Consider the following 24,167-nt stretch of genomic DNA (forward strand, 5'->3'; position numbering starts at 1 on the left):
CGATGGCTCGGCCATGCTTGAGCACTTCTGTCGGTGTTGCGCCGGAGAGTGCTTGGGCGATGAGTTCGAGTTCGTACCGGGAGCGCTCGTCATCGGAAAGGGCTTTGTGACAACGCTTCTCGATCTCGTTGATCCCCCGCACGATGGCATCGACGATCTCGCTGGACAGCCGCCCGTCGGCCGCGTGACGCGCCAAAGCGGGCAGAGTGGGCAGGGCGTCGACACTCCGCATGGTGCGAAGAGCGGCGACCGGGGCATGGCCTGACTCGATCAGCAGTTTCTTGGTGGTGCTGCCCGCTTTCTGGGCGACACGGAGGTCGTCGAGTTGCGCTGTGTGGGTGACGATCTGGTGGTCGACGGTGTTGCGGATCAGGCGCAGTGTCTCGAGAGCGTCGAATGTTGCTCTGCCGGTTGGGTCGTCGGCGGGTGGGGTGGTCTCGACGAGTTGATCGAGGAGAGTGGCGAGCTCTGGCATGACTCCAAGGTACAGGAACATTCGTTCGATCTCGAGGTTTCTCCACAGGCTCGAGATCCCGAAATTGTCGACTGCGCAGTCGATTTCGTTGAATGCGCGTTGATCGTTGACAGTGATGAACTTCAGTCACACCCGTTTCGATTTCCGGTCGAAAAGTGGTGGGTTTGTCACGAACGAAGGCCTCGACGGTCGCTCGGGGTCGCTCGGCGAGCGCGAGCTACTCAGCCGGCGGGGCGCACCCGGGCTAGCTGTGCAGATGCGGGAGCTGCTCGGTCGGCGTGAGCGGCCGCCGAAATTCCCCCGGGTGGGGGACAGTCGAACCGCGTCGGACTGGGATTCACTGGACGGATGTCGAATGCGGGGCCACCCGACGATGACGCGACCGTGCCCGGACCAGCCGACCGGGACGAGTCGCCGACGACGATCCAACCTGCCCGCCCAACGGTGGTCCCGGGGGTGTCACTGAACAAGGCCCCGGCGCCGGACCCCTACGCCGCCACGCAGACAGGTCCGACGCCGCAGTACCCACCGCCGTATCAGCAGCCGCCGAGTGGCTATCCTCCGCCACCCGGACAAGCCCGGTACGGCTACCCACCGCCGGGCTACCCACCGCCGGGTTATCCACCACCGGGGTACCCCCAGCCCGGATACCCGCGCAGATCCAACCGGCGCGCGTACCTGATCACGGGCGTCGCGTTGGTCTGTGTCCTCGCGCTGGTCCTCGGGGGCGTCGTGTGGTGGAAGGTGTCCTCGTCGGACGGCGGTTCCGACGACACGCCGGACCTCGTCGCCGGTCAGCTCACCGGCTCGTTCCCGACCGCGCCGAGTCCAGCCTGGAGCGTCGACGCGAGTTCGTTGGGTGGTACGGGGTACGTCTCCGGTCTGCCGCTCGAGGCGACGTACAGGACTCAGGGTGCGGTCCACGACGACCACACATTGGTGACGCTCGTGCAGGTAGGTGACTCCACGAACGGCCCGGCACTGCGGCCCATCGGGATAGACGCCGAGTCCGGCCGGGCGTGGTCGTTCGACGAACCCGTGTCCGGGTGCTCGGCCTCCATCGTGGACAGCACCATCGCCTGCCTGGGTCGGGGCGCCGCGTATTTCGTCGACGTCCGGACAGGTCGCGAGATCGGCCGTGCTCCCGCTCCGCCGCAGGCGTTCGGGATCGCGTTCAACGGGAGAGCGGCGTTCGTCCGCGACTTCAGTGGTGGCAACGAACGCCAGGTCGTGTTCCACAAGGTGACACCAGGAGGCATGGAGTGGCAGCGAACGATCGACCTGCCCGAAGCGCTTCCGAGCGGGGACGCCTCGCAGTTCATCGCCACCGACGAGCTCGTCGCGAGCGCCGACGGCGTGGTCGCCGTCATCTCGGCCGACGACGGCCGGGAGATCTTCACGAGTCCGGGCCGGACCGGGATGTCGCCACGCCCGGACGGATCGATCCTCGTGGTGACGGGCAGCATGACAAGCGGCACACCGACGAATGGTCCGGTCGTCGTGGTCCGGCCGGACGGCACCACCAGCGACTTGGCGGGTATGAGCGGGGAGTCCGCTGCTGTCATGACTCCGACTCAGAGCGGGCGTGTGCTCATCGACGGTGCATACACCGACGTCGCGGACGGCGCGCGGATCTGGACGACGACTGATCTCCCGGCCCACACCTCGCCGACCGTCGTGCTGGCCGATGACCGTGAAGTCGTGTGGACGACGCACGACGCTGTCACCGCAGTCGATGCCATCTCCGGCCAGACGTTGTGGACGACTCCGACCGGGCCGGTCTACGGGTCGACCGGCCACGCCGTCACCGACGGCGAACGCCTCATCGCGCCCATGGCCGACGGCGGCGTGACCGCCCTGGATCTGGTGGGCGGTGCGCCGGTGTGGTCGGTGCCCCCGTCCACGATCGGCAACACCCCCGCTGCGGGTGTCACCGAACCGCGTCCGCCGCTGACGTTCGCCGTCGGCGACCGCCTGATCACGATGACCGCGACCACGATCACCGGCTTCGCGCCCACCGGTCCGGAGGCCATCGTCCCGGGCACGACTCGCGAGGCCGGCACCGCCGACGGCGGCGAACCCGAGTACGTCACGCCGTGCGGGGCGCCCCCGGTGTTCACGCCGCAGTCGTTCCGCACGTCGGCGGGTGGGCTGGGCGTGACGATGAAGGTCACCGCGAAGTGTCCCGGCGGCGACGTCCTGTACGGGCCGCAGACACGCATCACCATCTCCGACGGCAGCGGCATCGTCGCGTCGGGGAACTTCGACTTCCAGCGGGCACCGGTCGCGGTGCCCTCGCTCGACGGGGCGGGCGAGGCGCTGACGATGGAACTCACCTATCCGCCCGGGAGCTTCTTCCGTCTGCCGGACGCGCTCGGTGCCCAGGGGAGCGCGGCCGGCGGCGGCCGCTACCTCGTCGACTGCGACAAGGGCCCGACCTCCGGGGCCGCGCCGAAGCTCGCGACTCCGCAGTCGGGAACGGCCGCGTCGTCGACCGCCACCGGGGTGTCGTTCCCGGCCGGAGCCGACGTGACGGCGAGCAGCGTCAGCGCCCTCCGTCTGCAGGCCGACGCCGATCGGGCCTTCATCGTGGCGAACCTGAACAACCGGTGGGTGGCGCAGCTGAGCTCCAAACGGCCGGGTCTCGTCGCCGAGGGGCGGACCTGGACCGACCAGGCCATCCTCGACGAGTTCCTGGCACTCCGGTTGCGGTTCAACGACGTTCGGCTCCTGTGGAGCGACGAGTGGCCGGTGTTCTCGTACCGCGGCTGGTGGGTGACGGTGGCCGCGGCGACCTTCCCGGGCCCGGTCGAGGCCAACAACTGGTGTCGCGCCCAGGGATTCGGCCCGGACAACTGCTTCGCGAAACTGGTGAGCACCACGGCCGGACCGGAGCGGACGACCTTGTACTGGAAGTGACGGTGCCCGACGCCGCGCCGGTTTGTTCGGAACGATGACGGGTAATCGGTTCATCGCGATACGGTCGGGTATGGATTTCTCTCCGTCAGCGCGGTCGGCCGAACTCACCGAACGCGTGCGCACCTTCGTGACCACCGAGATCGAGCCGGTCGAACCCGAGATCCATCGGGACATCAAGACCCGCCGCGACGAGAACGGCAACCCGTGGACGCCGTCGCCGATCATCGCCGAACTGCAGAAGAAGGCCCGCTCGGAGGGTCTGTGGAACCTCTTCCTGCCCGCCGAGCACGCCGGCCGCTACGCCGCCGACTTCGGCACCGACGGCGGGGCAGGGTTGACCAACTCCGAGTATGCGCCGATCGCGGAGGCGATGGGATCGTCCGGGCTCGCGCCGGTGATCTTCAACTGCAACGCCCCCGACACCGGCAACATGGAGGTGTTGCTGCGCTACGGCACCGACGAGCAGCGCAAACAGTGGCTCGAACCCCTTCTGACCGCCGAGATCCGCAGCGCCTTCTGCATGACCGAGCCGGCCGTCGCGTCGTCGGACGCCACCAACATGGCCGCGACCGCCGTACTCGACGGCGATGACGTCGTCATCAACGGGACCAAGTGGTTCTCCACCGGCGTCGGCCACCCGGACTGCAAGGTGCTCATCTTCATGGGCGTCACCGACGCCGAGGCCGACCGGAAGTCGCGGCACACGATGGTGCTCATCCCGATCGACGCCCCCGGGGTCACGATCGACCGGATGCTCACCACCATGGGCTACTTCGACGAGCCGTTCGGCCACGGCGAGGTCAGCTTCGACAACGTGCGCGTCCCGGCGTCGAACATCCTGCTCGGACCCGGCCGCGCCTTCGAGATCGCCCAGGGCCGGCTCGGTCCGGGTCGTGTGCACCACTGTATGAGGGCGATCGGACTCGCCGAGCGGGCGCTGGAACTCGGTGTGCGTCGCGCACTCTCGCGGGAGGCGTTCGGCAAGCAACTCGCCCGGCTCGGCGGCAACAGCGAGCGCATCGCCGACGCTCGCATCGCGATCAACCGGTCGCGACTCCTCGTCCACCACGCGGCCTGGTTGCTCGACCAGGGAATGTCCCGCGAAGCCCTGTCGGCGGTCAGCGAGATCAAGGTCGAGGTGCCCAACATGGCACTCGACGTCATCGACCTCGCCATCCAGTTGCACGGCGGCGCCGGTCTCACCGACGACTTCCCGCTCGCGCAGGCCTGGGTGGGCGCGCGGTCGCTCCGACTCGCCGACGGCCCGGACGAGGTGCACCGCAACGTGGTTGCGCGCATCGAGTTCGGCAAGTACCGCTGATCGGGGGACGAGGATGACCAACGAGGTGGCCGGTGCGGGCGAGGTCCGCACCGAGGATGCATTCGACGTCGAGGCGATGGCCAAGTGGCTGGAGGCCAACGCCGCGGACCCGACCGGTCTCGACGCCGTGCCGGAGGTCCGTCAATTCGGCGGTGGCGCTTCGAATCTCACGTACCTGCTGCGCTATCCGGCCAGGGACCTGATCCTGCGCCGGGCGCCCCGGGGTACCAAGGCGCGGGGCGCGCACGACATGGCACGCGAGTACCGGATCCAGTCCGAACTCGCGACCGCCATCCGCTACATCGCGCCGATGATCGCCTTCTGCGACGACGAGTCGGTCCTGGGCGCGGACTTCTACGTGATGGGCCGCATCGACGGTGTCATCCCGCGGACCGAGTGGCCCGCCGACGTCCCGCTCGACGCCGAGCAGGCACGCCGGCTCTGTCTGAACTTCATCGACACCCTGGTCGAGGTCCACTCGGTCGATCCGAGCACGACCGGACTCGCCGATCTCGGCAAGGGGCCGGGTTATGTGCGACGGCAGGTCGAGGGCTGGTCGGCGCGATTCCGCAACGCGCACACCGATGACGTGCCCGACTTCGAGTCGACGATGACGTGGCTGGCCGACAACCAGCCCGACGACGTCGCCAACTGCGTCATCCACAACGACTTCAAGCTCGACAACGTCGTCCTCGACAAGGATGATCCCACGCGGGTGATCGGCATCCTGGACTGGGAGATGGCAACCCTCGGCGATCCCCTGATGGATGTCGCGGGTTCGATGGCCTACTGGATCCAGGCCGACGACCCGGATGCCATGCAGCTCATGCGACGTGTCCCGACGCACCTGCCCGGCATGCTCAGTCGTGCCGAGTTCGTCGAGAACTATTGCGAGCGCATGGGATTCGACATGACACCGGAACGCTGGCGCTGGTATGAGGTGTTCGGACTGTTCCGGGCGGGGGTGATCGCCCAGCAGATCTACTACCGCTACTACCACGGCCAGACCACCAACAAGGCGTTCGAACGTCTCGGATACGCGGTCGGGATCATCGCGCAACGGCTGGACGACCTGCTCGTGTGATCGCCCGACGAAAGGGACCGCCATGGCGGAGGACGTGGTCACCCCGGCGGGTGCCGGCAGCGGATCACCCGACGAGATCCGCACCAGCGGGTACCGTCCGGAGCTGCGCCGGACGCTCGGCGGGTTCGCGGTGTTCGCGATCTCCTTCGCGTTCATCTCCGTCGCGGTCGGGATCTTCGCCACCTACGGCAGCGTGCTCGCCACGGCGGGTCCGGTCGGGATCTGGTTGTGGATCGTCGCCGCGGTCGGCCAGACCCTGATCGCGCTGGTCGTCGCCCAGTTCGCCGCCCGAATCGCACTGAGCGGGTCGTCGTATCAGTGGGCGTCGAGGCTGGCGAACCCGAAGATCGGCTGGTTCTTCGGCTGGCTGAGCTTCTGGTACCTCGCGATCGGCGTGGTCGCCATGGACAACGCGCTGGCCAGTCAGGCGCTGATGCCGCTCGCCGGGATGGCCGAGGACGAGGACGTCGCCCGCGTCATCACCCTTGTCGTGCTCGTCATCCAGGCCGTGCTGGTGATCGCCTCGACCCGGTTGCTCGGCCTGTTCACCTCCGGCGCGGTCGCGGTCGAGTTGGCGATCGTGGCGATCCTGATCCTGGTGCTCGCGGCGGTGATGGTGTTCAGCGGAAGCGGTCACCCGGGCAATCTGGTGTCCGAGGGGATGGCCGCCGGTGCGCCGGACTACTGGGCGATCGGTGGCGGGGTGATGGCCGCGATGGTCATGGGACTCACCACCCTGGTCGGGTTCGATTCCGCGGCCAACCTCGCCGAAGAGGCGAAGGATCCGTTCCGCAGCGTGCCCCGGGCGATCGTCGGATCAGTGGTGGCCGCCGCGGTCCTGGGACTGGTCTTCCTCATCATCCTGACCACGGCGATCGAGGACGTCCAGGCGGTGACGGCCGACGGGTCGCCGGTCGCCGCCATCATCCGGGAGCAACTCGGGCCGGTCGCCGAACGAATCCTGCTCGCCTGCATCGTCTTCGCGATGTTCGGCGCCGGCATGGTGGTGATGGCGGCCTGCGCCCGGCAGGTCTTCGCGATGGCCCGCGACCGGCGCTTCCCGGCGCACCGGCTGATGGCCAGGGTCAACCCCCGGACCCAGACCCCGGTACCGGCGACGCTGCTCATCCTCGGCGTCGGGGTGGTGCTGATGGTGGCCTTGCCCGGGGCGGCGCTGATCGAGCTGATCATCGCGTCGACGATCCTGCCCGCGCTCATCTACGGCGGGACCGTCGTGCTGTACCTGGTCGTCCGAAAGCGTCTGGAGCGCAAGTCCGGTGGGTTCAGTCTCGGACGCCTCGAGATGCCGGTCGCGGTCGCCGCGCTGATCTGGGTGGGGGTCGCCCTGTTCGTACTCGTCACGCCCGACGACGCGCGTGTGCCGACCCTGATCGTGCTCGGGCTGATCGCGGCGGGCGGCCTCTACTTCGTCGCCCTGCTGTTCGGACCCGGTCGCGTCCTCGAACACGAACCCGGGGTCGACGAATTCGCCGCGGCCGCAGAACCGGACAGGGCAGAACCGGACAGAAACTAGTCGAGGCCTTCCTGCGCGCCCCGATCACCGCGTCGGACACCGGCACGCTGGACGAGGACGATCGTCGTCCCGAGCAGACCGACGGCCAGGCCCACCAGGCACACCGGCAGCGCGCGGTCGCCACCGAGATCGGTGAGGGCGACGATCACGGTCGCCACCACCCACCCGATCATCCCGACCACGATCACCGGCTCCGGGGCGCGCAACGCGCGGGGGAGTTCGGGGATCTCGAGTGTCGTGGACATGGACAACAGGGTAGCTTTCGGAACGTGCCACACGATGAGCCGAGTGAGTCTCGCGATCTGAGGTCCTCCGACACCCCGGGTGCGGACATGTCGAAAGGGAACCTCCCCACGGAGCCCGACTTCCCCGCGACCACCCCGGGGCCGGATTCCGCGGTGCCGCGCGGCCCGCTCGACCGGTTCTTCAAGATCTCCGAACGCGGTTCGACGATCAACCGCGAGTTCCGCGGTGGCCTTGTCACGTTCTTCACGATGGCCTACATCGTGGTGCTCAACCCGATCATCATCGGCGGTATCCCGGGCGGGGACAAGAACACCGATGTCCTGGGCAACGTCCTGCCGCTGGCGCAGGTCGCCGCGGTCACCGCGCTCGTCGCGGGCGTGATGTCGATCCTGTTCGGCCTGGTCGCCAACTATCCGTTCGCGATCGCGGCAGGTCTCGGGATCAACAGCCTGCTGGCGGTGTCCATCGCGCCGCAGGTGACCTGGCCCGAGGCAATGGGTCTGGTGGTCGTCGACGGCATCATCATCGTCCTGCTGGCCGTCACCGGATTCCGCACCGCGGTGTTCAACGCGGTGCCCGCGGAACTGAAAGCCGCGATCGCGGCCGGCATCGGTCTGTTCATCGCCTTCATCGGTTTCGTCGACGCGGGATTCGTCAAGCGCATCCCCGACGCCGCCGGCACCACCGTCCCGGTGCAGCTGGGCAGCGACAACTCGATCTCCACGATCCCCACACTGATCTTCGCGGTCGGGGTGCTGCTGATGGGCGTCCTGGTGGTGCGTCGGGTCCCCGGCGGCCTGTTGATCGGTATCGCCATCACGACGGTGCTGTCGATCGTGCTGGAGCGGATCTTCGATTACGGGTCCAGCGTCGACAACCCCTCCGGCTGGGGTCTCAGCGTGCCCGACATCCCCGATGCCCTCGGTGGTCTGCCCGATCTCAGCCTGGTCGGTGACGTCGACCTGTTCGGCGCGTTCACCCGGATCGGTGTGCTCGCGGCGTCGGTGCTGGTCTTCGCGCTGGTGCTCTCCAACTTCTTCGACGCCATGGGCACGATGACCGGCCTCGGCAAGGAGGCCGGGCTGGCCGACGAGAAGGGCAACCTGCCCGGTATCGGCCGAGCGCTCGTCGTCGAGGGGACCGGCGCCATCGCCGGCGGTGCCGCCTCGGCGTCGTCGAACACGGTGTTCGTGGAGTCCGCGTCCGGTATCGCCGAAGGTGCGCGCACCGGCCTCGCCAACGTGGTGACCGGAATCCTGTTCCTGGTGGCGATGTTCCTGACGCCGCTCTACGAGGTGATCCCGCTCGAGGCGGTCGCCCCCGCGCTGGTGGTCGTCGGCGCCATGATGATCGGCCAGCTCACGACCGTCGACTTCAAACGGCTCGACTACGCGCTGCCGGCCTTCCTGACCGTCGTCTCGATGCCGTTCACGTACTCGATCGCCAACGGTATCGGCATCGGCTTCATCAGCTGGGTCGTGATGGCGACCGCGGCGGGCAAGGCCCGCACTGTGCATCCGTTGCTCTGGTTCGTCGCCGCGATCTTCGTCGCCTACTTCGCGCGCGGACCGATCTCCGACCTCATCGGCTGACGGACTTGGTCGTCTGTCCGGGTTTGCCCGTTTCGGTGTCGTCCACCCGGTTCAATTTCGTCGCGGACGGGCAGCGAGGCCGATTTCCTGGCCTACGATTTGGCAATGCATGCACCTTATGGTGACGGAAGTCTGTCCGGCGACCTGTCCCTCGCCGTGGTGCGCCTGGCGCGCCGACTCCGAGGTCGGCGGGAGAACAAGCTGGTCTCGCTCACTCAGCTGTCCGCCCTCAACACGCTGCACCACGAGGGCCCGATGACACCAGGTGCGCTCGCGGCCGCCGAGCGGGTTCGCCCGCCGTCGATGACCAGGGTCATCGCCTCGCTGTCGGATCTCGGGATGATCAAGCGCGAACCCCATCCCACCGACGGCCGTCAGGCCATCGTGACGTTGTCCCCGGAAGGCGTCGAAGTCGTGACCGACGAACTCGCCGCCCGCACGGCATGGTTGAGCGACCGCCTCGCGGAACTGTCCGCCGAGGAGCGGGACATCCTGCGCGAGGCCGTGCGCATCGCCAACAAGATCCTCGGGCAGGCCGACACCGACGTCCCGCGCTCACGCGCGATCTGACTCAGAAGAACGTGCCCGAGAAGGGTGCGCGGTCGGTCATGAACGCGTGATCCAGCGCGCGCAGCGTCGCCGGGGAGTCGACGCGCAGCCGTCTCGCCGCCGCGAAGGCCGAGGGTCGGATCCCGCCGAGGTAGATGCTCGACAGCACCGAGATGTCGAGCGAGACGGTGGGCGTCGCTCCCGACTTCGCCGGCGCGACGATCGCCCCGCCCTCGCGTACCGAGATGTCGAAAACGCCTCCGTGCCCGCGGAATTCGTCGGTCACCTCGATCACGGCGTCCAGGTCGGCGGCATAGTGACGGGCGCCGAGGGCGGCTGGGACGTCGAGGATGCGCAGCCACATCGTGTCGGCGGTCCCGGTGACCGACACCGACCGCGGATTCACGAGTTTCTGTGACAGCGGGTCGTCGACCGGGATGGTCGCGGTGAGCGAGGGGATGAGGTCGAGGCTGATCAGGACGCGCCACAGATCGGTGTGTGCGTCGTCGGTGACCGCGAAGACCTCGTTGACCTCGCCGCGCACCGCGCCGGTCTCGTCCTTGTAGATGCGGTAGCTCGCGTAGCCGTCGGCGTGCAGCAGGTAGTGCAGACCGCTCGCCGACAGCGGCCGCTCCGACGCCCGGTCGGCCAGGATGGGATTCCACCAGGCGGGGGTGCGGGTGAGCGCGCCCGGGGTGGTCAGCGTCCACCGTGCGTGGAGGTCGGGGATCGCGGCGGCCACCGCGTCGGCGTCGGCATACCGGACGGTGGCATCGTCGGGCTGGGCCGCGCGCATCTGGGCGCCCGGGCTCAGCGACACCGAGTTCGCGAAGCATGCCGGTCCGAAGCCGAAGCGTTCGTAGATGGTGCCCTCACTCGCGGTGAGGATTCCGAAGGTGTACTTCTCCGATTCCCACTGCTCGACGAGTTCGGTGAGCATGCGGCGGAGGATGCCACGCCGCCGGTGGGTCGACGCCACCGAGACCCACGACAGTCCGGCCGCGTCGGACACGCCACCGCCGGGCAGTGACATCGACATCCGGTAGAACATCGCCACCCCGACGAGGGGCCGCCTGTCCAACCCGGTGTCGCGCACCAGTACGACGTCGTCGTCGGCGACCTTGCCGCGCAGATCGGCGACCTCGTCGTCGGGCAGCGGGTTGCGCATGGCGAACGCGCGGGCATCGGTGGTGATGATGTCGGCCCAGTCCGCGTCGGTGGCGCGGGCGAGGGACAGACGTGACATCGGAGTCGAATCGCTGGTCACGCCCTCCACAGTTTCACACCCGTGCGCTGCCGGTTTCGTCCGGGTGGCAGACTGTTGCGGTGCCCGGGCTCGCAGTGAACGTGATCGACATCGACGACCCGGAGGACCCGCGCGTCGACGACTTCCGCGACCTCAACTCCGTCGACCGCCGGCCCGATCTCCCGGTTCTGCCCGGCGGGCGCCCGGGCCGCGGTCTGGTCATCGCCGAAGGTGTTCTCGTCGCCCAGCGGATGATCGCGTCACGGTTCGCGACCCACGCCTTCCTCGGTGTCGCGAAACGCCTCGACGAGCTCGACGCCGATCTCCGTGATCCCGGGCTGGCCGGTGTCCCGTTCTTCCGCGCCACCGCCGAGGTCATGGCCGAGATCGTCGGCTTCCACCTCAACCGCGGCGTGCTCGCCGTGTCGCGCCGACCGCCCGTGCTCACGGTGCCGGAGGTCCTCGAGAGCGCGCGGACCGTTGCGATCCTCGAAGGTGTGAACGACCACGAGAACATCGGGTCGATCTTCCGCAACGCCGCCGGATTGGGTGTCGACGCAGTGCTTTTCGGTCAGGGTTGCGCCGACCCGCTGTACCGCCGATGCGTGCGGGTGTCGATGGGCCATGCACTGCTCGTGCCGTTCGCGAGATTCGACGACTGGCCGCGCGGCCTGGACGTGGTGCGGGAACGCGACTTCCAGCTGGTCTCGTTGACGCCCGATCCCGCCGCCGTGACCCTGGCCGAAGCCGTCACCGCCGAGAAGGTCGGCTTCCTGGTCGGTGCGGAGGGCCCCGGTCTCACCGCGTCGGCGATGGCGGCCACCGACGTGAAGGCGCGCATCCCGATGAGCCGGGGCACCGACTCGCTGAACGTGGCGACCGCTGCGGCCGTTGCGTTCTACGAGCGCGCCCGGTCGGGCACCATGGGATCGTGACCGTCAAGCGGGAGGGTGTCGAACCGACGCCGTGGGCCCTGGGGCTGATCGTCGGCGCCTCGTGCGCGCTGTTCGCCGCATTCGTCTTGGTCGGCGTCTACCTGCTCATCGGCGAGATCCTGCGGTTCCTCGGGATCGCCGCCGTATTGGTCGTCGCGGGCGGACTCGGATGGACCCTCTGGGAGTTCCGGGCGCGGCCCGTGTGGCGGTGGGTCGTGTGGGGACTGCTTCTCGGCTTCCTCGCCGGGGTCGCGTCGTCGATCGCGTTGCTCGCGCTGGGACGTCCCGCACCCTAGAACCCGAAGTACTCGCGGATGCGCCCGCGCTTGCGAGCGTCCTGACCTGGCGATCCCGTCCGCTCCCGGGCGCGCGAAGCCGTTGCGGCGCGGTAGTTCTCGTAGTCGGCCGCGGTCGGTTCGTATTCGGTCGGGTGCAACGCGAAGCAGGTGACGGTGATCTGGGCCGGGTCGAGGTCGGACTCCGCGAGCGGGTGGGTGTAGCGGAACCCGAGCCACGCACGGTTCGATTCCTCGGCGAGGTGCGCGGGATGGAAGGGGAGCGACATGGGTGCGGTGGGCACGCCCTCGGCGTGGCTGAGCGGGTGTTCGCCACCCCAGAACGGCTTCTCGAACGTGAACGGCAGGCCGTGGTCCTCGTGGATGGTGACCGGGTCGGCGGCGAAGGAGCGTCGGAGCGTCCCCGACTCCCACCGGGCGAACACTCCGAGTGAGGAGTCGGGCTCGGTGTAGAGGAGGGTCGTGGTCGCGCTGGGGCGGATCCGTGCGAGCGCGCGGGTCAGCGTCGACGGCGTGGTCGTCTCGAACAGCGAACACGACACGACGGCGAGCGGACCGTAGAACCCGGCGTAGACGTGGGTGTCGCGGACCGCGGCAGCGGACGCGAGGTCGGTGTCGACGAGCGGGACCAGGACGCTGTCACCGAAGACGGTCGTCGCAACCTGCTGTGCGTGCTGGGAGTCGTTGGCCGGATGCGAGCGGAGAATCGCGGCCGGGTCGTCGGTGTCGATGAACCAGACCGTCGCCGCGCGCGCGGAGGACACTCAGCTGTTCCCGTTGCTGCGCACGCCGAGCAGGACATCCTCCCACGCCGGGACCGCCGGTTTACGTGCCTTCTTGCGGCGCGGACGTTCGGGGCCGGACGACGGTGCGGGCACCGATTCGTCGGCGTCGGCGTCGTCGGCGTTGGAAGTGGCCGCCGCGTCGTCCGTGTCCGAGGCTTCGGCGGTGGCGGCGGACGGCTCGTCGTCGAATCCGAAGTCGAACGGCACGGCGCCGTCGTCCTCGGCCGCGGTGCGGCGGTCGTGCCGGGCGCGCTGCGCACCGATGATCGAGGCTGCGTCGATGGTGACCTCTTCGCGTCCGTCCGGGGTCGTCTCGACAGCGACTTCGGGGGTGGCGACCGGGGTCAGCCGACGACGGGGCGCGATGGTCTCGGGATGGGTGAGTTCGTCGGCCAGGTCGTCGAGCGGGTCGACGCTGCCACCGTGCGATCCCGGCTGGTAGCGCCAGTGCGCCAGGTTGTCGGTGCGTCCGACGCTCCACGCGACCTGGACCACCCAGTACCCGTCGTCGCCCTTCCATGCGTCCCAGTCGGCGTCGTTGGGATTCTGGCCGTAGGCGAGGAGTCCCTCGGCGACCGACTCGACCAGTGTCGCCACTGCCGGGCCGTCATGGCGGATGGGATGCGCGGCGCCGGCGAGTTCGGTGGCGCGGCTGCGTTCGAGGAGGACCGGGTGGGCGAAACGTTCGATCTTGTCCACACCCACCCCGGCTGCGGCCGCCACCTCGGCGACGGTTGCACCCGCTCGGATTCGTGCCTGGATCTCGCGTGGCCGCAATGCACTCTCCATCTCGATCTCGATCTGTCCCAGTCGTGAGATGTCGCCGCGGGCGGCGGCGCGGAGGCGTTCGTCGGAGGCGATGCGGAATTTCTCGCCCGATTGCGGGTCCTGGCAGATGACATGGGAGCCGTCGGTTTCCACCCCGACGACGCGGAGCTCACGCATCTGCTCCTCCTCCGGTCGGTGCACGCATTGGGGTCACATTAACTCACCGATCTGCCGGTTCACTGTGGGACACGCGGCAAAACCGCAGTTCAGCACGCGTGGGGCGCAAGCGACGCCAGCGATCGATGCGTCGTATGTGGTCTGTGGGAACCAGGCTACCGGTTCGGTGAAGCACCACCGGCGCGCCGCAACGATCTGTGCGGCGCGCCGGCGACGAGTTGTCGAGGAGGCGATCAGAGGCGCTCGACGATGTAGTCGATGCACTGGGTGAGCTTGCTGACGTCCTCCGGCTCGATGGCCGGGAACATGCCGATGCGCAGCTGGTTCCGGCCGAGCTTGCGGTACGGCTCGGTGTCGACGACCCCGTGCGCGCGAAGGATCTTCGCGACGGCCGCGGCATCGACATCGTCGTTGAAATCGATGGTGCCGACGACCTGGCTGCGGTTGGCCGCCTCGGTGACGAACGGCGTCGCGAACTCGCTCGCCTCGGCCCACTGGTAGAGACGCGAGCTGGAATCGGCGGTGCGCGAGACGCACCAGTCGAGGCCGCCGTTGTTGTTCATCCACTCGATCTGGTTGGCGAACAGCAGCAGCGATCCGACGGCCGGGGTGTTGTAGGTCTGGTTCTTGCTGCTGTTGTCGACGGCGGTCGGCAGCGACAAGAACTCCGGGCACCAGCGATCTGTCTCGGCGATCTCGGCGATGCGTGCGAGCGCGCGCGGGCTCATCAGCGCGACCCAGAGCCCGCCGTCGGCGGCGAAGCACTTCTGCGGCGCGAAGTAGTAGACGTCGGCGTCGGCGACGTTGACGGGCAGACCGCCCGCGCCCGAGGTGGCGTCGATGGCGATGAGCGCGTCATCCGAACCGGCGGGACGGACGACGGGCACCGCGACGCCCGTCGAGGTCTCGTTGTGTGCCCAGCCGATGAGGTCGACGCCGCCGAAGTCGTCGACGGTCAGCGCGGCCGGGTCGGGCGCGGTGCCGGGGTCGGTCGAGATGACCGCGGGCGAGTCGAGGAAGGGGGCCTTCTTCGAGACCGTCGCGAACTTCGACGAGAACTCGCCGTAGGTGAGGTGCAGTGAACGCTGCTTGATCAGGCCGAACGCCGCGGCGTCCCAGAATGCCGTGGTGCCGCCGTTGGAGATCACGACCTCATAGCCCTCGGGCAGCGAGAACAGGTTCGACAGACCCTCGCGGATCGAGCCGACGACGTTCTTCACCGGTGCCTGACGGTGGCTGGTGCCGAACACCGACGCGCCGGTGTCGACGAGGGACTGCAACTGCTCGGGGCGAACCTTCGACGGCCCGCATCCGAAGCGGCCGTCCGACGGCAGCAGGTCGGCGGGCAGGGTGATGGATGCGGTGGCGGCTTCGCTCATGACGGCAATTCTAGGGAGTGGCCCCGGCCACCTCGGGTTCGGTCCCTGCAACCCGGCGAACGGTGCGGGTTCTGGGTCGAATGGCCGCCGCACAGAGACGCTGGCTTCACCGAAAGCTGCGCTGGTTGCGTCCCGACCCCGGGCAACCAGTTGCATATCTCCGTCGTAGTCAGGGTGAAGGCCATGTGGGGTACTGCGGAAGCACAGGAACGAGGTCTCGCTGGACGGGTTCCAGTGAAACCGAAACGGTATCGGCAGTTAGATCGGAGTCGCGGTACGCAGGATGACTTCGTGCCAAGGCAAGCCCATGATCCGCGCATCGTGATAGTCGTGCGTCGTCGAACCGAACGCCCTTATACGAAACTTGCCACGGAAGAAAGGCGTCAAATCGAGGTGCTCGGTCACCAGTTTCATGAATGTCGCCACGCGGACGGTCAGCGCGTGGGTCCTTGGCATCTGCTGGACGGACGGCGTCTATCTCGAAACCCCAACCTGCAAGGGGGCCGCCTACTTTCGGATCGTCCGCGAACTCCGCAACGAAGCCGAAATTGTATAAACATCCAATTGCCTTGATGCTGGTCGGTGTCGACTGAATTGACACCAAATGCATGAAAATCGTTCCGCTGCGCGCGGTTAGGTTCCCAGGGTCACCGCTGAAGTCGTCGCCTCCGAACCTCTCGTATGCCTCGGCGGCAGCGCGTTCCGCGCCGGGGTAGTTGCGGGAACCTGGCACGCCTAGCAGCGAAGCGGCTTCACCTGTGGCTCGGACCACCTCGCCCTGGCGGGAGAACAGGCTGATGCCTGGTTCTGCCGACCAAACGACCGTGAAGTTGCCAGCGAGATCTGACGGGAATCTGTAGTCGCTGGCGTCGGAAGGTCGAGGCTGAGTAAGTTCCGCGGCATGTTCCGAGCTTGAGAGGATTGCCGGTACGTCCGGGCCCGCACAGGCTGCGACAAGGAGTGCCAATGCTGGGAAAAGTGCTGTCGCGCTAGCCAGTTTCATTCTCGAGTTCCGTCCAGAATCCATTCTCGATACGTCGTTAAATCGGACCCGTCATACCGGCTGTTCTCTGGCGTCAAACCTTCCTCCACGCCCTCGTCCCAGTAGTCGGCTTCACCGCCGGGCGTGAACTCTCTTTGATATTTGGTCGCCAGCACCGTCCTGATCGCTTGGTCCAACTGACTAGCGTCACCGTCCGACTGTTCTAACATATCGGATAACGGTTTGAGTGTGCCGCTTGAGTCGTACCATTCAGCAGGTCCCGAAACGCCCGCGGACGTGAGCATGGAGTAAGCGAAAGATAGTTTTTGCGATTCGCTGTCACCAATTCCGAATGCTGTGTCATCTGACGGGAGGTTAAATGGAACGTCGTCGTTGATTTCGGGCCCGGCAATCCAAGGGGCCGCGCCTCCAACGAGTGCGGAAGGTACCGCTCCGTGGGGGACCAACGTCAGGGCGTAACTGGCAGAGGAAAGTATTTTTACGGTGTTCTGAGTCGCGGCTTCTGATCGCTTGACCTCGCTGTCTCGATCAAGTTCTTGATCATATTGAGCACCGTAGATTCCGGCCTGTCCTAATTGCAGGAGTTCGCCACTGGTGAGGCCGAGGCTTTGTGCCAGGTGAGGTTCGGATAGAACCAAGGAAGCGTTCATGTTAGCGCGGGCTAGTAGGTCCCGATATAATTCAGTCGCTGCGTTTATTCCGTCGGGATTCTCGTCTGTAGGGTCGCCACCGTTGGGCGAGTCGTCTGACGCGATCAGGCTAAACATGCGGATCGCTCGTGCTCGGAATTCGTTGGGTCGTTCGTGGTCGGCAAGCTCAAGATCGGGATGACCGTGTATCTGCGGTGATGAATCGGGATTCGCGAGGTAATTGAGGTAGGGTAGCGAGGCCTTTCTGAGTGCATCTGCCAGGTGAGGGTTGATCTTTCCTAACGCATCCCCGTCGTCATTGGTGTTCATCAGGCCCTTGAAGTTGTTGTTGCCGTCTGTAGAGGTTGCGAAATCCCACAGACCAGCGTATGCGCGGTCGGCTTGCGCAATCTTTGCAGGATCTCCCGTGCTGCTGTACTCGTGGATCCAGTCGACCAAGCCGCTAGCAGTATGGCCGTGGTCGTCCCAGTCGTGTCGCATCACGTGACCGACGGTCTCGTCTCGGTCATAATCCGCCAGTTTGGCGCCATCCGAGTACTCACCGGTGAGAATCGCCGTCGCCGACTCGTGGTTCCTGGTCCCGACTTCGAGGAACTGTCGGATGGTCGACTCGTAGGTACGCTTCAGCTCATTTGGATCGGTTTCGAAAGCCCCGTAGGCGACTTCAGGTCGTTGACCGTCACCGCCGATGTCGCGCGACGCTCCCGCGGCGCCTCTGCGAATGAGCTCGGTGCCCAATCTCTCCCCCGGGGGAACGGAACCAGAGTTGCCTAGCAGGCTCGCAAAGGGAACGTCTTGGTATCTCAGGGTCGCGCCGTCGCTTGCACGGTTCTCGGCCCAGTCCTGCACCCAGCCGGGCAGGTACTGATACCCGGTATTCGCGCCGACGTTCTCGTTCGACAGGGTGAGGAGACCTTGGCCGAGCGCCTTGGACCACGAGTCTCCGACGGGTGTGTGCATGCCGTCGAACTTGGACTTCAAGTCGAAGAGCCCTTCGGAGCCCACAGAGCCGTAGAACGTGTGCAGGTACTCCTGGACACCACGCGGGACGTCGTCCAGCTTCTCGCCGTTCATCAGACGAACGATCTGCTCGTCGCTCAGACCCGCGGCTCGCAAGTTTCGTCCGACCGCGGCAGCCTCTTCGTCGGTCCAGCCATCGGCGGCCAGCTGGCCGTGACGACGCCCGTCCTGCGCGCTGAGCGTGAGCGCCGGCGGTGCGATGGTGTCGAGATTCCCCACCGCGGTCCGGATCAGCGCGGCGTGGTCCGATGCTATGGCGGCCAGCTCGTCGGCTTTCCCCTTAACGTAGCTGGTCATCTCGCGTTCCTTGTCGGCTATCTGACCAGGAGTGAGGTCGTCGTCCTCCTTCGGGACGTACCGCATCTGCCAAGCCGGGTCGGACTCGCTGATGAGCACGAAGCGCTGCATCGAGGCGCCTAGCAGGGCGCCGTTCACGGCAATCTTCGACGAGTCGATTGCCGAAGCGGCATTGTTCAGCGCCGTCTGGAGGTCGTCGACCTTGCCGGCGACCTTCTTTGCCCATCCGTTCTGGTCGCTCGCCCGCGCATTGGCCGCAGACCTGGCGCCGCCGGCCCAGGACGTGTTCGGCACTTGGTCAACCGTTCGTTCCGCAGCCTCAGAGTTCTCGCGGATGGCGTCGGAGAGTCCGGTCAGCTTTGCTTCCGCCAGCTCCCACGGCCGCCACGAATCCATGATCACCTTGGTGAGAGCCGGGCTCCCACTCATCGGGGCGCCTCGCTGTCCGGGAGCGCGGACAGCGTCCGGAACTTGGTCGCGTTCTCGTCGTCGACGTCCACTGCGATCGTGCGAGCCGCACGCACCGCGGAGGCGAACGTCTCCCACTGCCCGGATACGGCGGTCTGTGCCTGCGTCAGCTTCGCGGTGGCGTCGGCACCCGCGCCGACGAGCGGTGAGTTCGGCATCGCTGAGCTGATGGTCGCGCTGATGTCCGGCCGCGGCGCGGACTCGATGAAGTACCCCATGCCCTCGAGTGCACCTGCGACGCCGTCCATCGCACCTGAGTTGACGACAAAATCCCCGCTCATCGTTCCCCCGACAGTCGTTGTGAGCACGTGACTTGGGGAACACTTTACGATGCCGGACGCGACCCGACGAGCGGGTGTCCACAACCGACCCCGACCAGGCTGAACCTGGCCGCGCCTGTGGAAGGGGTCTACAGGCCCGGCTTCACGACGTCACCCCAGCCCTCGACGTCTTCGGGGCGCCGGGGGCTCGGGCCGGTGTAGATCGCGGCCGGGCGGACCAGCTTGCCGAGGCGCTTCTGCTCGAGGATGTGCGCACACCAGCCGGCGGTCCGGCCGCAGGTGAACATCGCCGGCATCATGTGCGTCGGCACCTCGGCGAAGTCGAGGATGACCGCCGCCCAGAACTCGACGTTGGTCTCGATGGCGCGGTCGGGGCGTCGTTCCCGGAGTTCGGTGAGCGCGGCCTGCTCGAGTGCGGCGGCGATCTCGAAGCGGGGGACGCCCAATTCCTGGGCGGTGCGGCGGAGCACGCGGGCACGCGGGTCCTCCGCGCGGTAGACGCGATGCCCGAAGCCCATGAGCTTCTCCTTGCGGTCGAGGATCCCCTTCACGAGTCCACGTGCGTCGCCGGTGTTCTCGACCTCTTCGATCATCGGCAGCACGCGTGCGGGGGCGCCGCCGTGGAGGGGGCCGGACATGGCGCCGATCGCACCCGACAGCGAGGCCGCGACATCGGCTCCGGTGGAGGCGATCACCCGTGCGGTGAACGTCGACGCGTTCATGCCGTGCTCGGCGGCGCTGACCCAGTAGGCATCGATCGCGGCGATGTGCCGGGGATCGGGGTCGCCCTTCCAACGGGTCATGAAACGTGCGGTGACGGTGTCGCATTCGTCGATGACGTGCTGGGGGACCGCGGGCTGGTGGATGCCGCGGGCGGACTGCGCCACGTACGACAGCGCCATCACCGACGCGCGGGCGAGGTTGTCGCGGGCGGTCTCGTCGTCGATGTCGAGGAGCGGCTGGTAACCCCAGATCGGGGCGAGCATGGCGAGCGCGGCCTGGACGTCGACGCGCACGTCACCGGTGTGGATCGGCAGTGGGAACGGTTCGGCGGGCGGCAGGCCGTCGCCGAACTTGCCGTCGACCAGGAGGGCCCACACGTCGGCGAAGGTCACCTTGTTCTCGACCAGGTCCTCGATGTCGACGCCGCGGTAGCGGAGGTTGCCGCCGTTCTTGTCCGGTTCGGCGATGTCGGTCGTGAAGGCCACCACGCCCTCGAGTCCGGCGACGAAATCCTCGGGAACAGTGTTGGCCATGGCAACCCACCTCACTCGACGTCCGTGTCGTGCATCCGCGGGGATGCAATCCACGTGGAACTGTAGATCAGCACGACGCCCCGCGTGTACCCCGGAGTAACGACCGAGGTCGGAGTAGCGTCAGGAAAGTGCCGGACCAGTCGCGCGACCCCATCGACCTGCCGAACATGCGTGTCGGATATGGCGGCGGGATCCCACCCAACATCGGTGAGGGCGACCGCGCCGCCGGTGCCGACGGTATCCGCGAGAACCTCGATCCGAGTTGGCTTCGCGGCGACCCGCCGTGGCTGGATCTGTTCGGTGTCTGGCTGCGCGAAGCCGTCGACGCCCGGATCGCCGAACCCAACGCGATGGTCCTCGGCACCGTCGACGCGGCCGGCCGGCCGTCGACCCGAACCGTTCTGTGCAAGGGAGTCGACGCGAACGGAGTGGTCTTCTTCACCGGCTACGACTCGGACAAGGGCCGGCACCTGGCCGCGAATCCCTATGCCTCGGTGACATTCCCCTGGATCGGACTCGAGCGCCAAGTGCACTTCCGCGGTCCGGTCGAACACGTCAGTGCTGAAGAGGTCCAGGCGTATTGGGAGCTGCGGCCCCGCGGATCCCAGTTGTCGGCCGCGGCGTCGGAACAGTCACGGCCCATCGGCAGCCGCGTCGAACTCGAGCAGAAGGCAGCGAACCTCGCGGACGCCTACGGCGGCTTCGACGGCGGCGCGGACGTGCCGGTCCCGTCCGATTGGGGCGGATACCGCATCGTCCCGGTCGAGGTCGAGTTCTGGCAGGGGCGAGCGAACCGCCTGCACAACCGTGTTCGGCTGACCCACGTCGATCACTCCTGGCGCGCCGAACGGCTGCAACCCTGAGCGTCGACACCCGTTCTGCGGGCCGTCAGCGGTAGTCGAGGCGGTTCGGGTCGAGTCTGGCGATACCGCACTGCGCCTGGGCGAAGATCGGTGCCCGGTACACATGGTGCGCGACGCGTACGCCGTTCACCCAGATCGTGCAGCGAGCGTAACCGCCCCACGACGTGATGTTCGCGGCTGTCTGCTGCCGCTTCTTATGGGACGTGAAAGTGGTTGTGGTCGACCACAGCCTGGTCTTCGGGTTGTAATCGCGCAGGTTCATGCCTACCCCGACGGTGCGCGGCGACATCCGGTTGAGGCCGTCGACCCACCAGTAGCTGTAGGTGCTCTGCTGATCCGAGGCGACCTGCACCGTGATCCGATCACCGGCGGTCGGATACCGAGGGCTGGCGTGCGCCGTCCCCGGGATGGCAAGTCCCAGCACGACGGCCACCGCGACCGTCACCATCGTCGTCCAGCGTCGAATACCCATACTCGTCCCCTTCTTCGATCCCCGACCAAGGTGCGAGTGCTCCCCGGGCGGAACGACCTTAGCGGAGGCCGCCCAACACTCGGCGCCCACTCTCCACAGGTGGCCGTCCGAGTGCCTGGGTGACCGAACCTCGGCGGGCAGTCATAGCATCGTGGAAATGGCCCGCCTTCTCGCCGACACCGCGCCCCTGCGCAACCAGTACTTCCGGCGGCTGTGGCTGGCGAACATCGTGACCGTGATCGGCGCACAGCTGAGCGTGGTCGCCGTGCCGGCACAGATCTACGAGGTCACCGGCAGTTCGGCCTATGTCGGCCTGACCGGTGTGTTCGGCCTCGTCCCGCTCGTCGTCTTCGGATTGTGGGGCGGCGCGCTGGCCGACGTCGTCGATCGCCGCACCCTGTTGATCATCACGACCACCGGTCTCATTGTCTGCAGTGCACTGTTCTGGGCCCAGGCCGCGGTTGGCGGGCAGAATGTCTGGATCGTGTTGGTGCTCTTTGCTGTTCAGCAGGCGTTTTTCGCCGTCAACCAACCGACGCGGACCGCGGTGCTCCCACGACTGCTCGACACCAAGGACCTGCCCGCCGCGCTGTCGTTGAACATGACGGTCATGCAGGCGGGTGCCATCGCCGGGCCGCTGGTCGGTGGGTCGCTGATCCCGGTGCTCGGCTACTCGCTGCTGTACTTCGTGGACACCCTGTTTCTCTTGCCGACGCTCATCGCCGTGATCATGCTGCCGTCCCTGCGGCCGGAGAGTGACGCCGCGCCCAAGGTTGCGGGACTGCGTTCGGTCATCGACGGCCTTCGGTACCTGGCCGGGCACAAGATCCTCCTGGCGTCCTTCCTCGTCGACCTCATCGCCATGATCTTCGGCATGCCGCGGGCACTGTTCCCGCAGATGGCCCACGAGAACTTCGGCGGTCCCGAGGGCGGCGGGATCGCCTTCGCCCTGCTGTTCACGGCGATCGCCGCGGGTGCCGTCGTCGGCGGGATCTTTTCGGGGTGGGTCGCGCGCGTGCAGCGACAGGGTCTCGCCGTCATCGTGTGCATCATCATCTGGGGTCTCGCGATCACCGGGACCGGGATAGCGGTGTCGTTCGCCGACGGTACGGCCATGCCGATGCTCGTCGTGGCGGTCGTGCTGCTGATGATCGGCGGCGCGGCCGACATGGCGTCGGCGGCGTTCCGCCAGACCATCCTGCTGGCTGCCGCGACCGACGAGGTCCGTGGCCGGCTGCAGGGTGTGTTCATCGTGGTGGTGGCCGGCGGCCCGCGGATCGCCGACGTCGCCCATGGCGCCGCAGCCGCCTCGATCGGGGTCGCCGCCGCGACAGCATTCGGCGGCATCGCGGTCGTCGTCGCGACGATCATCGCGGCGTTGCTGATCCCGGCCTTCGTGCACTATCGCGCCGGTCAGCGGACCTGAGAACGGGTTCCGCCGACCAGCGCAGCCTCGCAATCGGTGCCACCATGGACGCCATGACCGCCGCCCCTGCCACCGGATTCGACGTGCCGCTCATCGACATCTCGCCGTATACGCGGAACGGCGATCCCGCCGATCGGGCCGTGGTCGCGGCGAGGTTCGACGACGCGGCGAGTTCGGTCGGCTTCATCCAGGTCGTGGGGCACGAGATACCGGCGGCGGTGATCGACGAGTTCACCGCGGTCATGGACGACTTCTTCGCCCTTCCACTCGAGCTGAAGAAGACCTACCGCACGCCTCCCGAGATCAACCGGGGATACGCACCACCGAAGTCGGAGTCTCTCTCCCTGTCGCTGGGCGTCGAGTCCGCAGGGCGTATGAACGACTTCTTCGAGGCGTTCAACGTCGGTGTCGAGGCGACGCAGTACCCCGAACTCGACCTGCCGGCCGACCAGTACGCGATGAACACCTGGCCGGCGGTCGCCCACTTCCAGGCGGCGGTCTCGGCGTACTTCGGCGAGGCCAGACGCGTCGCGCACACTCTGACGAGGATCTTCGCCGACGCCCTCGACCTGCCCGCGGACTTCTTCGAGGGATTCACCGACCACTCGCTCGACGTGCTGCGGATGAACAACTACGCCCTGCCCCCGGGCGAGATCGAACTCGACGGCGAGCTGACCGGCATGGGGGAGCACACCGACTACGGCATCGTGACGGTGCTGTGGGCCGACCAGGTCAGGGGTCTCCAGGTCCTCGACCAGGGCGGTGTATGGCACGACGTGACCCCCGCCGACGGTGCCCTGCTCATCAACCTCGGTGACCTCATGGCGCGCTGGACCAACGAGCGCTGGACGTCGACCCTGCATCGGGTGAAGCCGCCGGTTGTCGACGGCACGGTGGAGCGGCGTCGATCGGCGGCCTACTTCCACGACGGAAACCTCGACGCCATGATCACGACGCTGCCGTCGTGCGTCGGAGCCGGCAGTCGCTATTCGCCGATCACCGTCGGCGAGCACATCGGCGCCAAGCTCGCCGGCTCGCGCGCGGGGCGTCCCAATCCGCATGCCAGTCGTGAGGCGGGCCGCGTCCGGCAGGCGATGCGCCGGAGTCAGGGGCAGCAGTAGACGA

Annotated in this window: 20 protein-coding genes and 1 pseudogene; 11 read left to right on the forward strand and 10 right to left on the reverse strand. The window is 67.4% G+C overall.

Annotated elements, in window-relative coordinates:
* Positions 1–496, reverse strand: a pseudogene (locus tag KB201_RS23590) (HNH endonuclease); the annotation flags it as partial.
* A gap of 327 nt (positions 497–823) precedes the next feature.
* On the opposite strand from KB201_RS23590, the gene KB201_RS23595 reads away from it, so the two are divergent.
* The 4 genes from KB201_RS23595 (at position 824) to KB201_RS23610 (ending at position 7,333) form a co-directional block, all read left to right on the forward strand.
* Positions 824–3,394, forward strand: a complete 2,571-nt coding sequence (locus KB201_RS23595) for a PQQ-binding-like beta-propeller repeat protein (protein WP_211540754.1) — start codon at positions 824–826, stop codon at positions 3,392–3,394.
* Between the two features lie 70 nt (positions 3,395–3,464).
* Positions 3,465–4,715 carry an acyl-CoA dehydrogenase family protein gene (locus KB201_RS23600; RefSeq protein WP_065631957.1) on the forward strand — a complete coding sequence of 417 codons (1,251 nt, stop codon included), beginning with the start codon at positions 3,465–3,467 and terminating at the stop codon, positions 4,713–4,715.
* A gap of 13 nt (positions 4,716–4,728) precedes the next feature.
* Positions 4,729–5,799 (forward strand): phosphotransferase family protein, encoded by a 1,071-nt coding sequence (locus KB201_RS23605; RefSeq protein WP_165630405.1) that lies wholly within the window; start codon positions 4,729–4,731, stop codon positions 5,797–5,799.
* A gap of 22 nt (positions 5,800–5,821) precedes the next feature.
* Positions 5,822–7,333, forward strand: a complete 1,512-nt coding sequence (locus KB201_RS23610; RefSeq protein WP_165630404.1) for an APC family permease — start codon at positions 5,822–5,824, stop codon at positions 7,331–7,333.
* On the opposite strand, the gene KB201_RS23615 is transcribed toward KB201_RS23610, so the two are convergent.
* On the reverse strand, positions 7,330–7,578 hold the full coding sequence (locus tag KB201_RS23615; protein WP_058251612.1) for a DUF2530 domain-containing protein: 249 nt from the start codon (positions 7,576–7,578) through the stop codon (positions 7,330–7,332). The two genes, KB201_RS23610 and KB201_RS23615, sit on opposite strands and share 4 nt — an antisense overlap.
* 24 nt (positions 7,579–7,602) lie before the next feature.
* On the opposite strand from KB201_RS23615, the gene KB201_RS23620 reads away from it, so the two are divergent.
* Together KB201_RS23620 and KB201_RS23625 are read left to right on the forward strand one after the other, a co-directional pair.
* Positions 7,603–9,171: an NCS2 family permease gene (locus tag KB201_RS23620; protein ID WP_165630403.1), complete on the forward strand. Its 1,569-nt coding sequence runs from the start codon at positions 7,603–7,605 to the stop codon at positions 9,169–9,171.
* Positions 9,172–9,276: 105 nt separating this feature from the next.
* Positions 9,277–9,741: a MarR family winged helix-turn-helix transcriptional regulator gene (locus KB201_RS23625; protein WP_058251610.1), complete on the forward strand. Its 465-nt coding sequence runs from the start codon at positions 9,277–9,279 to the stop codon at positions 9,739–9,741.
* A 1-nt stretch (position 9,742) separates the two neighbouring features.
* Here the strand turns inward: KB201_RS23625 and KB201_RS23630 are convergent, their stop codons facing one another.
* Positions 9,743–10,966 carry a GNAT family N-acetyltransferase gene (locus KB201_RS23630; RefSeq protein ID WP_211540764.1) on the reverse strand — a complete coding sequence of 408 codons (1,224 nt, stop codon included), beginning with the start codon at positions 10,964–10,966 and terminating at the stop codon, positions 9,743–9,745.
* 80 nt (positions 10,967–11,046) lie between these two features.
* On the opposite strand from KB201_RS23630, the gene KB201_RS23635 reads away from it, so the two are divergent.
* On the forward strand, positions 11,047–11,901 hold the full coding sequence (locus tag KB201_RS23635; protein WP_211540756.1) for an RNA methyltransferase: 855 nt from the start codon (positions 11,047–11,049) through the stop codon (positions 11,899–11,901).
* Entirely contained in the window at positions 11,898–12,197 is a 300-nt protein-coding gene (locus tag KB201_RS23640; protein ID WP_165630401.1) for a DUF2537 domain-containing protein, read from the forward strand. Before KB201_RS23635 ends, KB201_RS23640 begins: the two co-directional genes overlap by 4 nt.
* Here KB201_RS23640 and KB201_RS23645 read toward each other — a convergent pair.
* The 6 genes from KB201_RS23645 to KB201_RS23670 all read right to left on the reverse strand — a co-directional run bounded on the left by KB201_RS23645 (position 12,194) and on the right by KB201_RS23670 (position 20,281).
* Entirely contained in the window at positions 12,194–12,961 is a 768-nt protein-coding gene (locus KB201_RS23645; protein ID WP_068970273.1) for a hypothetical protein, read from the reverse strand. The genes KB201_RS23640 and KB201_RS23645 overlap by 4 nt on opposite strands.
* Complete coding sequence (gene sepH / locus KB201_RS23650; RefSeq protein ID WP_065630815.1) at positions 12,962–13,927, reverse strand: septation protein SepH; 966 nt, start codon at positions 13,925–13,927, stop codon at positions 12,962–12,964. It lies immediately after the preceding gene.
* 233 nt (positions 13,928–14,160) lie between these two features.
* The gene (serC, locus tag KB201_RS23655; RefSeq protein ID WP_058251604.1) at positions 14,161–15,306 is read right to left on the reverse strand and encodes a phosphoserine transaminase; all 1,146 of its coding nucleotides are present in this window, start codon (positions 15,304–15,306) and stop codon (positions 14,161–14,163) included.
* Positions 15,307–16,305: 999 nt separating this feature from the next.
* Positions 16,306–18,672, reverse strand: a complete 2,367-nt coding sequence (locus KB201_RS23660; protein ID WP_249146421.1) for a hypothetical protein — start codon at positions 18,670–18,672, stop codon at positions 16,306–16,308.
* 29 nt (positions 18,673–18,701) lie between these two features.
* Positions 18,702–19,025, reverse strand: coding sequence for an invasin (locus KB201_RS23665; RefSeq protein ID WP_238995032.1), 324 nt, complete (start codon positions 19,023–19,025; stop codon positions 18,702–18,704).
* A 128-nt stretch (positions 19,026–19,153) separates the two neighbouring features.
* A complete protein-coding gene (locus KB201_RS23670; RefSeq protein ID WP_065630762.1) occupies positions 19,154–20,281 on the reverse strand; it encodes a citrate synthase 2 in 1,128 nt (375 codons plus the stop codon).
* A gap of 167 nt (positions 20,282–20,448) precedes the next feature.
* Here KB201_RS23670 and pdxH point away from each other — a divergent pair, with 167 nt between their 5' ends.
* Positions 20,449–21,144, forward strand: coding sequence for a pyridoxamine 5'-phosphate oxidase (gene pdxH / locus KB201_RS23675; RefSeq protein ID WP_249146423.1), 696 nt, complete (start codon positions 20,449–20,451; stop codon positions 21,142–21,144).
* A gap of 25 nt (positions 21,145–21,169) precedes the next feature.
* On the opposite strand, the gene KB201_RS23680 is transcribed toward pdxH, so the two are convergent.
* A complete protein-coding gene (locus tag KB201_RS23680; RefSeq protein ID WP_139114205.1) occupies positions 21,170–21,616 on the reverse strand; it encodes a hypothetical protein in 447 nt (148 codons plus the stop codon).
* Positions 21,617–21,773: 157 nt separating this feature from the next.
* On the opposite strand from KB201_RS23680, the gene KB201_RS23685 reads away from it, so the two are divergent.
* Together KB201_RS23685 and KB201_RS23690 are read left to right on the forward strand one after the other, a co-directional pair.
* Complete coding sequence (locus tag KB201_RS23685) at positions 21,774–23,042, forward strand: MFS transporter (RefSeq protein WP_211540758.1); 1,269 nt, start codon at positions 21,774–21,776, stop codon at positions 23,040–23,042.
* 44 nt (positions 23,043–23,086) lie between these two features.
* A complete protein-coding gene (locus KB201_RS23690) occupies positions 23,087–24,163 on the forward strand; it encodes an isopenicillin N synthase family oxygenase (protein WP_058251597.1) in 1,077 nt (358 codons plus the stop codon).
* Positions 24,164–24,167 lie beyond the last annotated feature (4 nt).

Origin of the sequence: Gordonia sp. SCSIO 19800, from assembly GCF_018132775.1 — a bacterium.
GTDB classification, from domain to species: Bacteria; Actinomycetota; Actinomycetes; order Mycobacteriales; family Mycobacteriaceae; genus Gordonia; species Gordonia hongkongensis.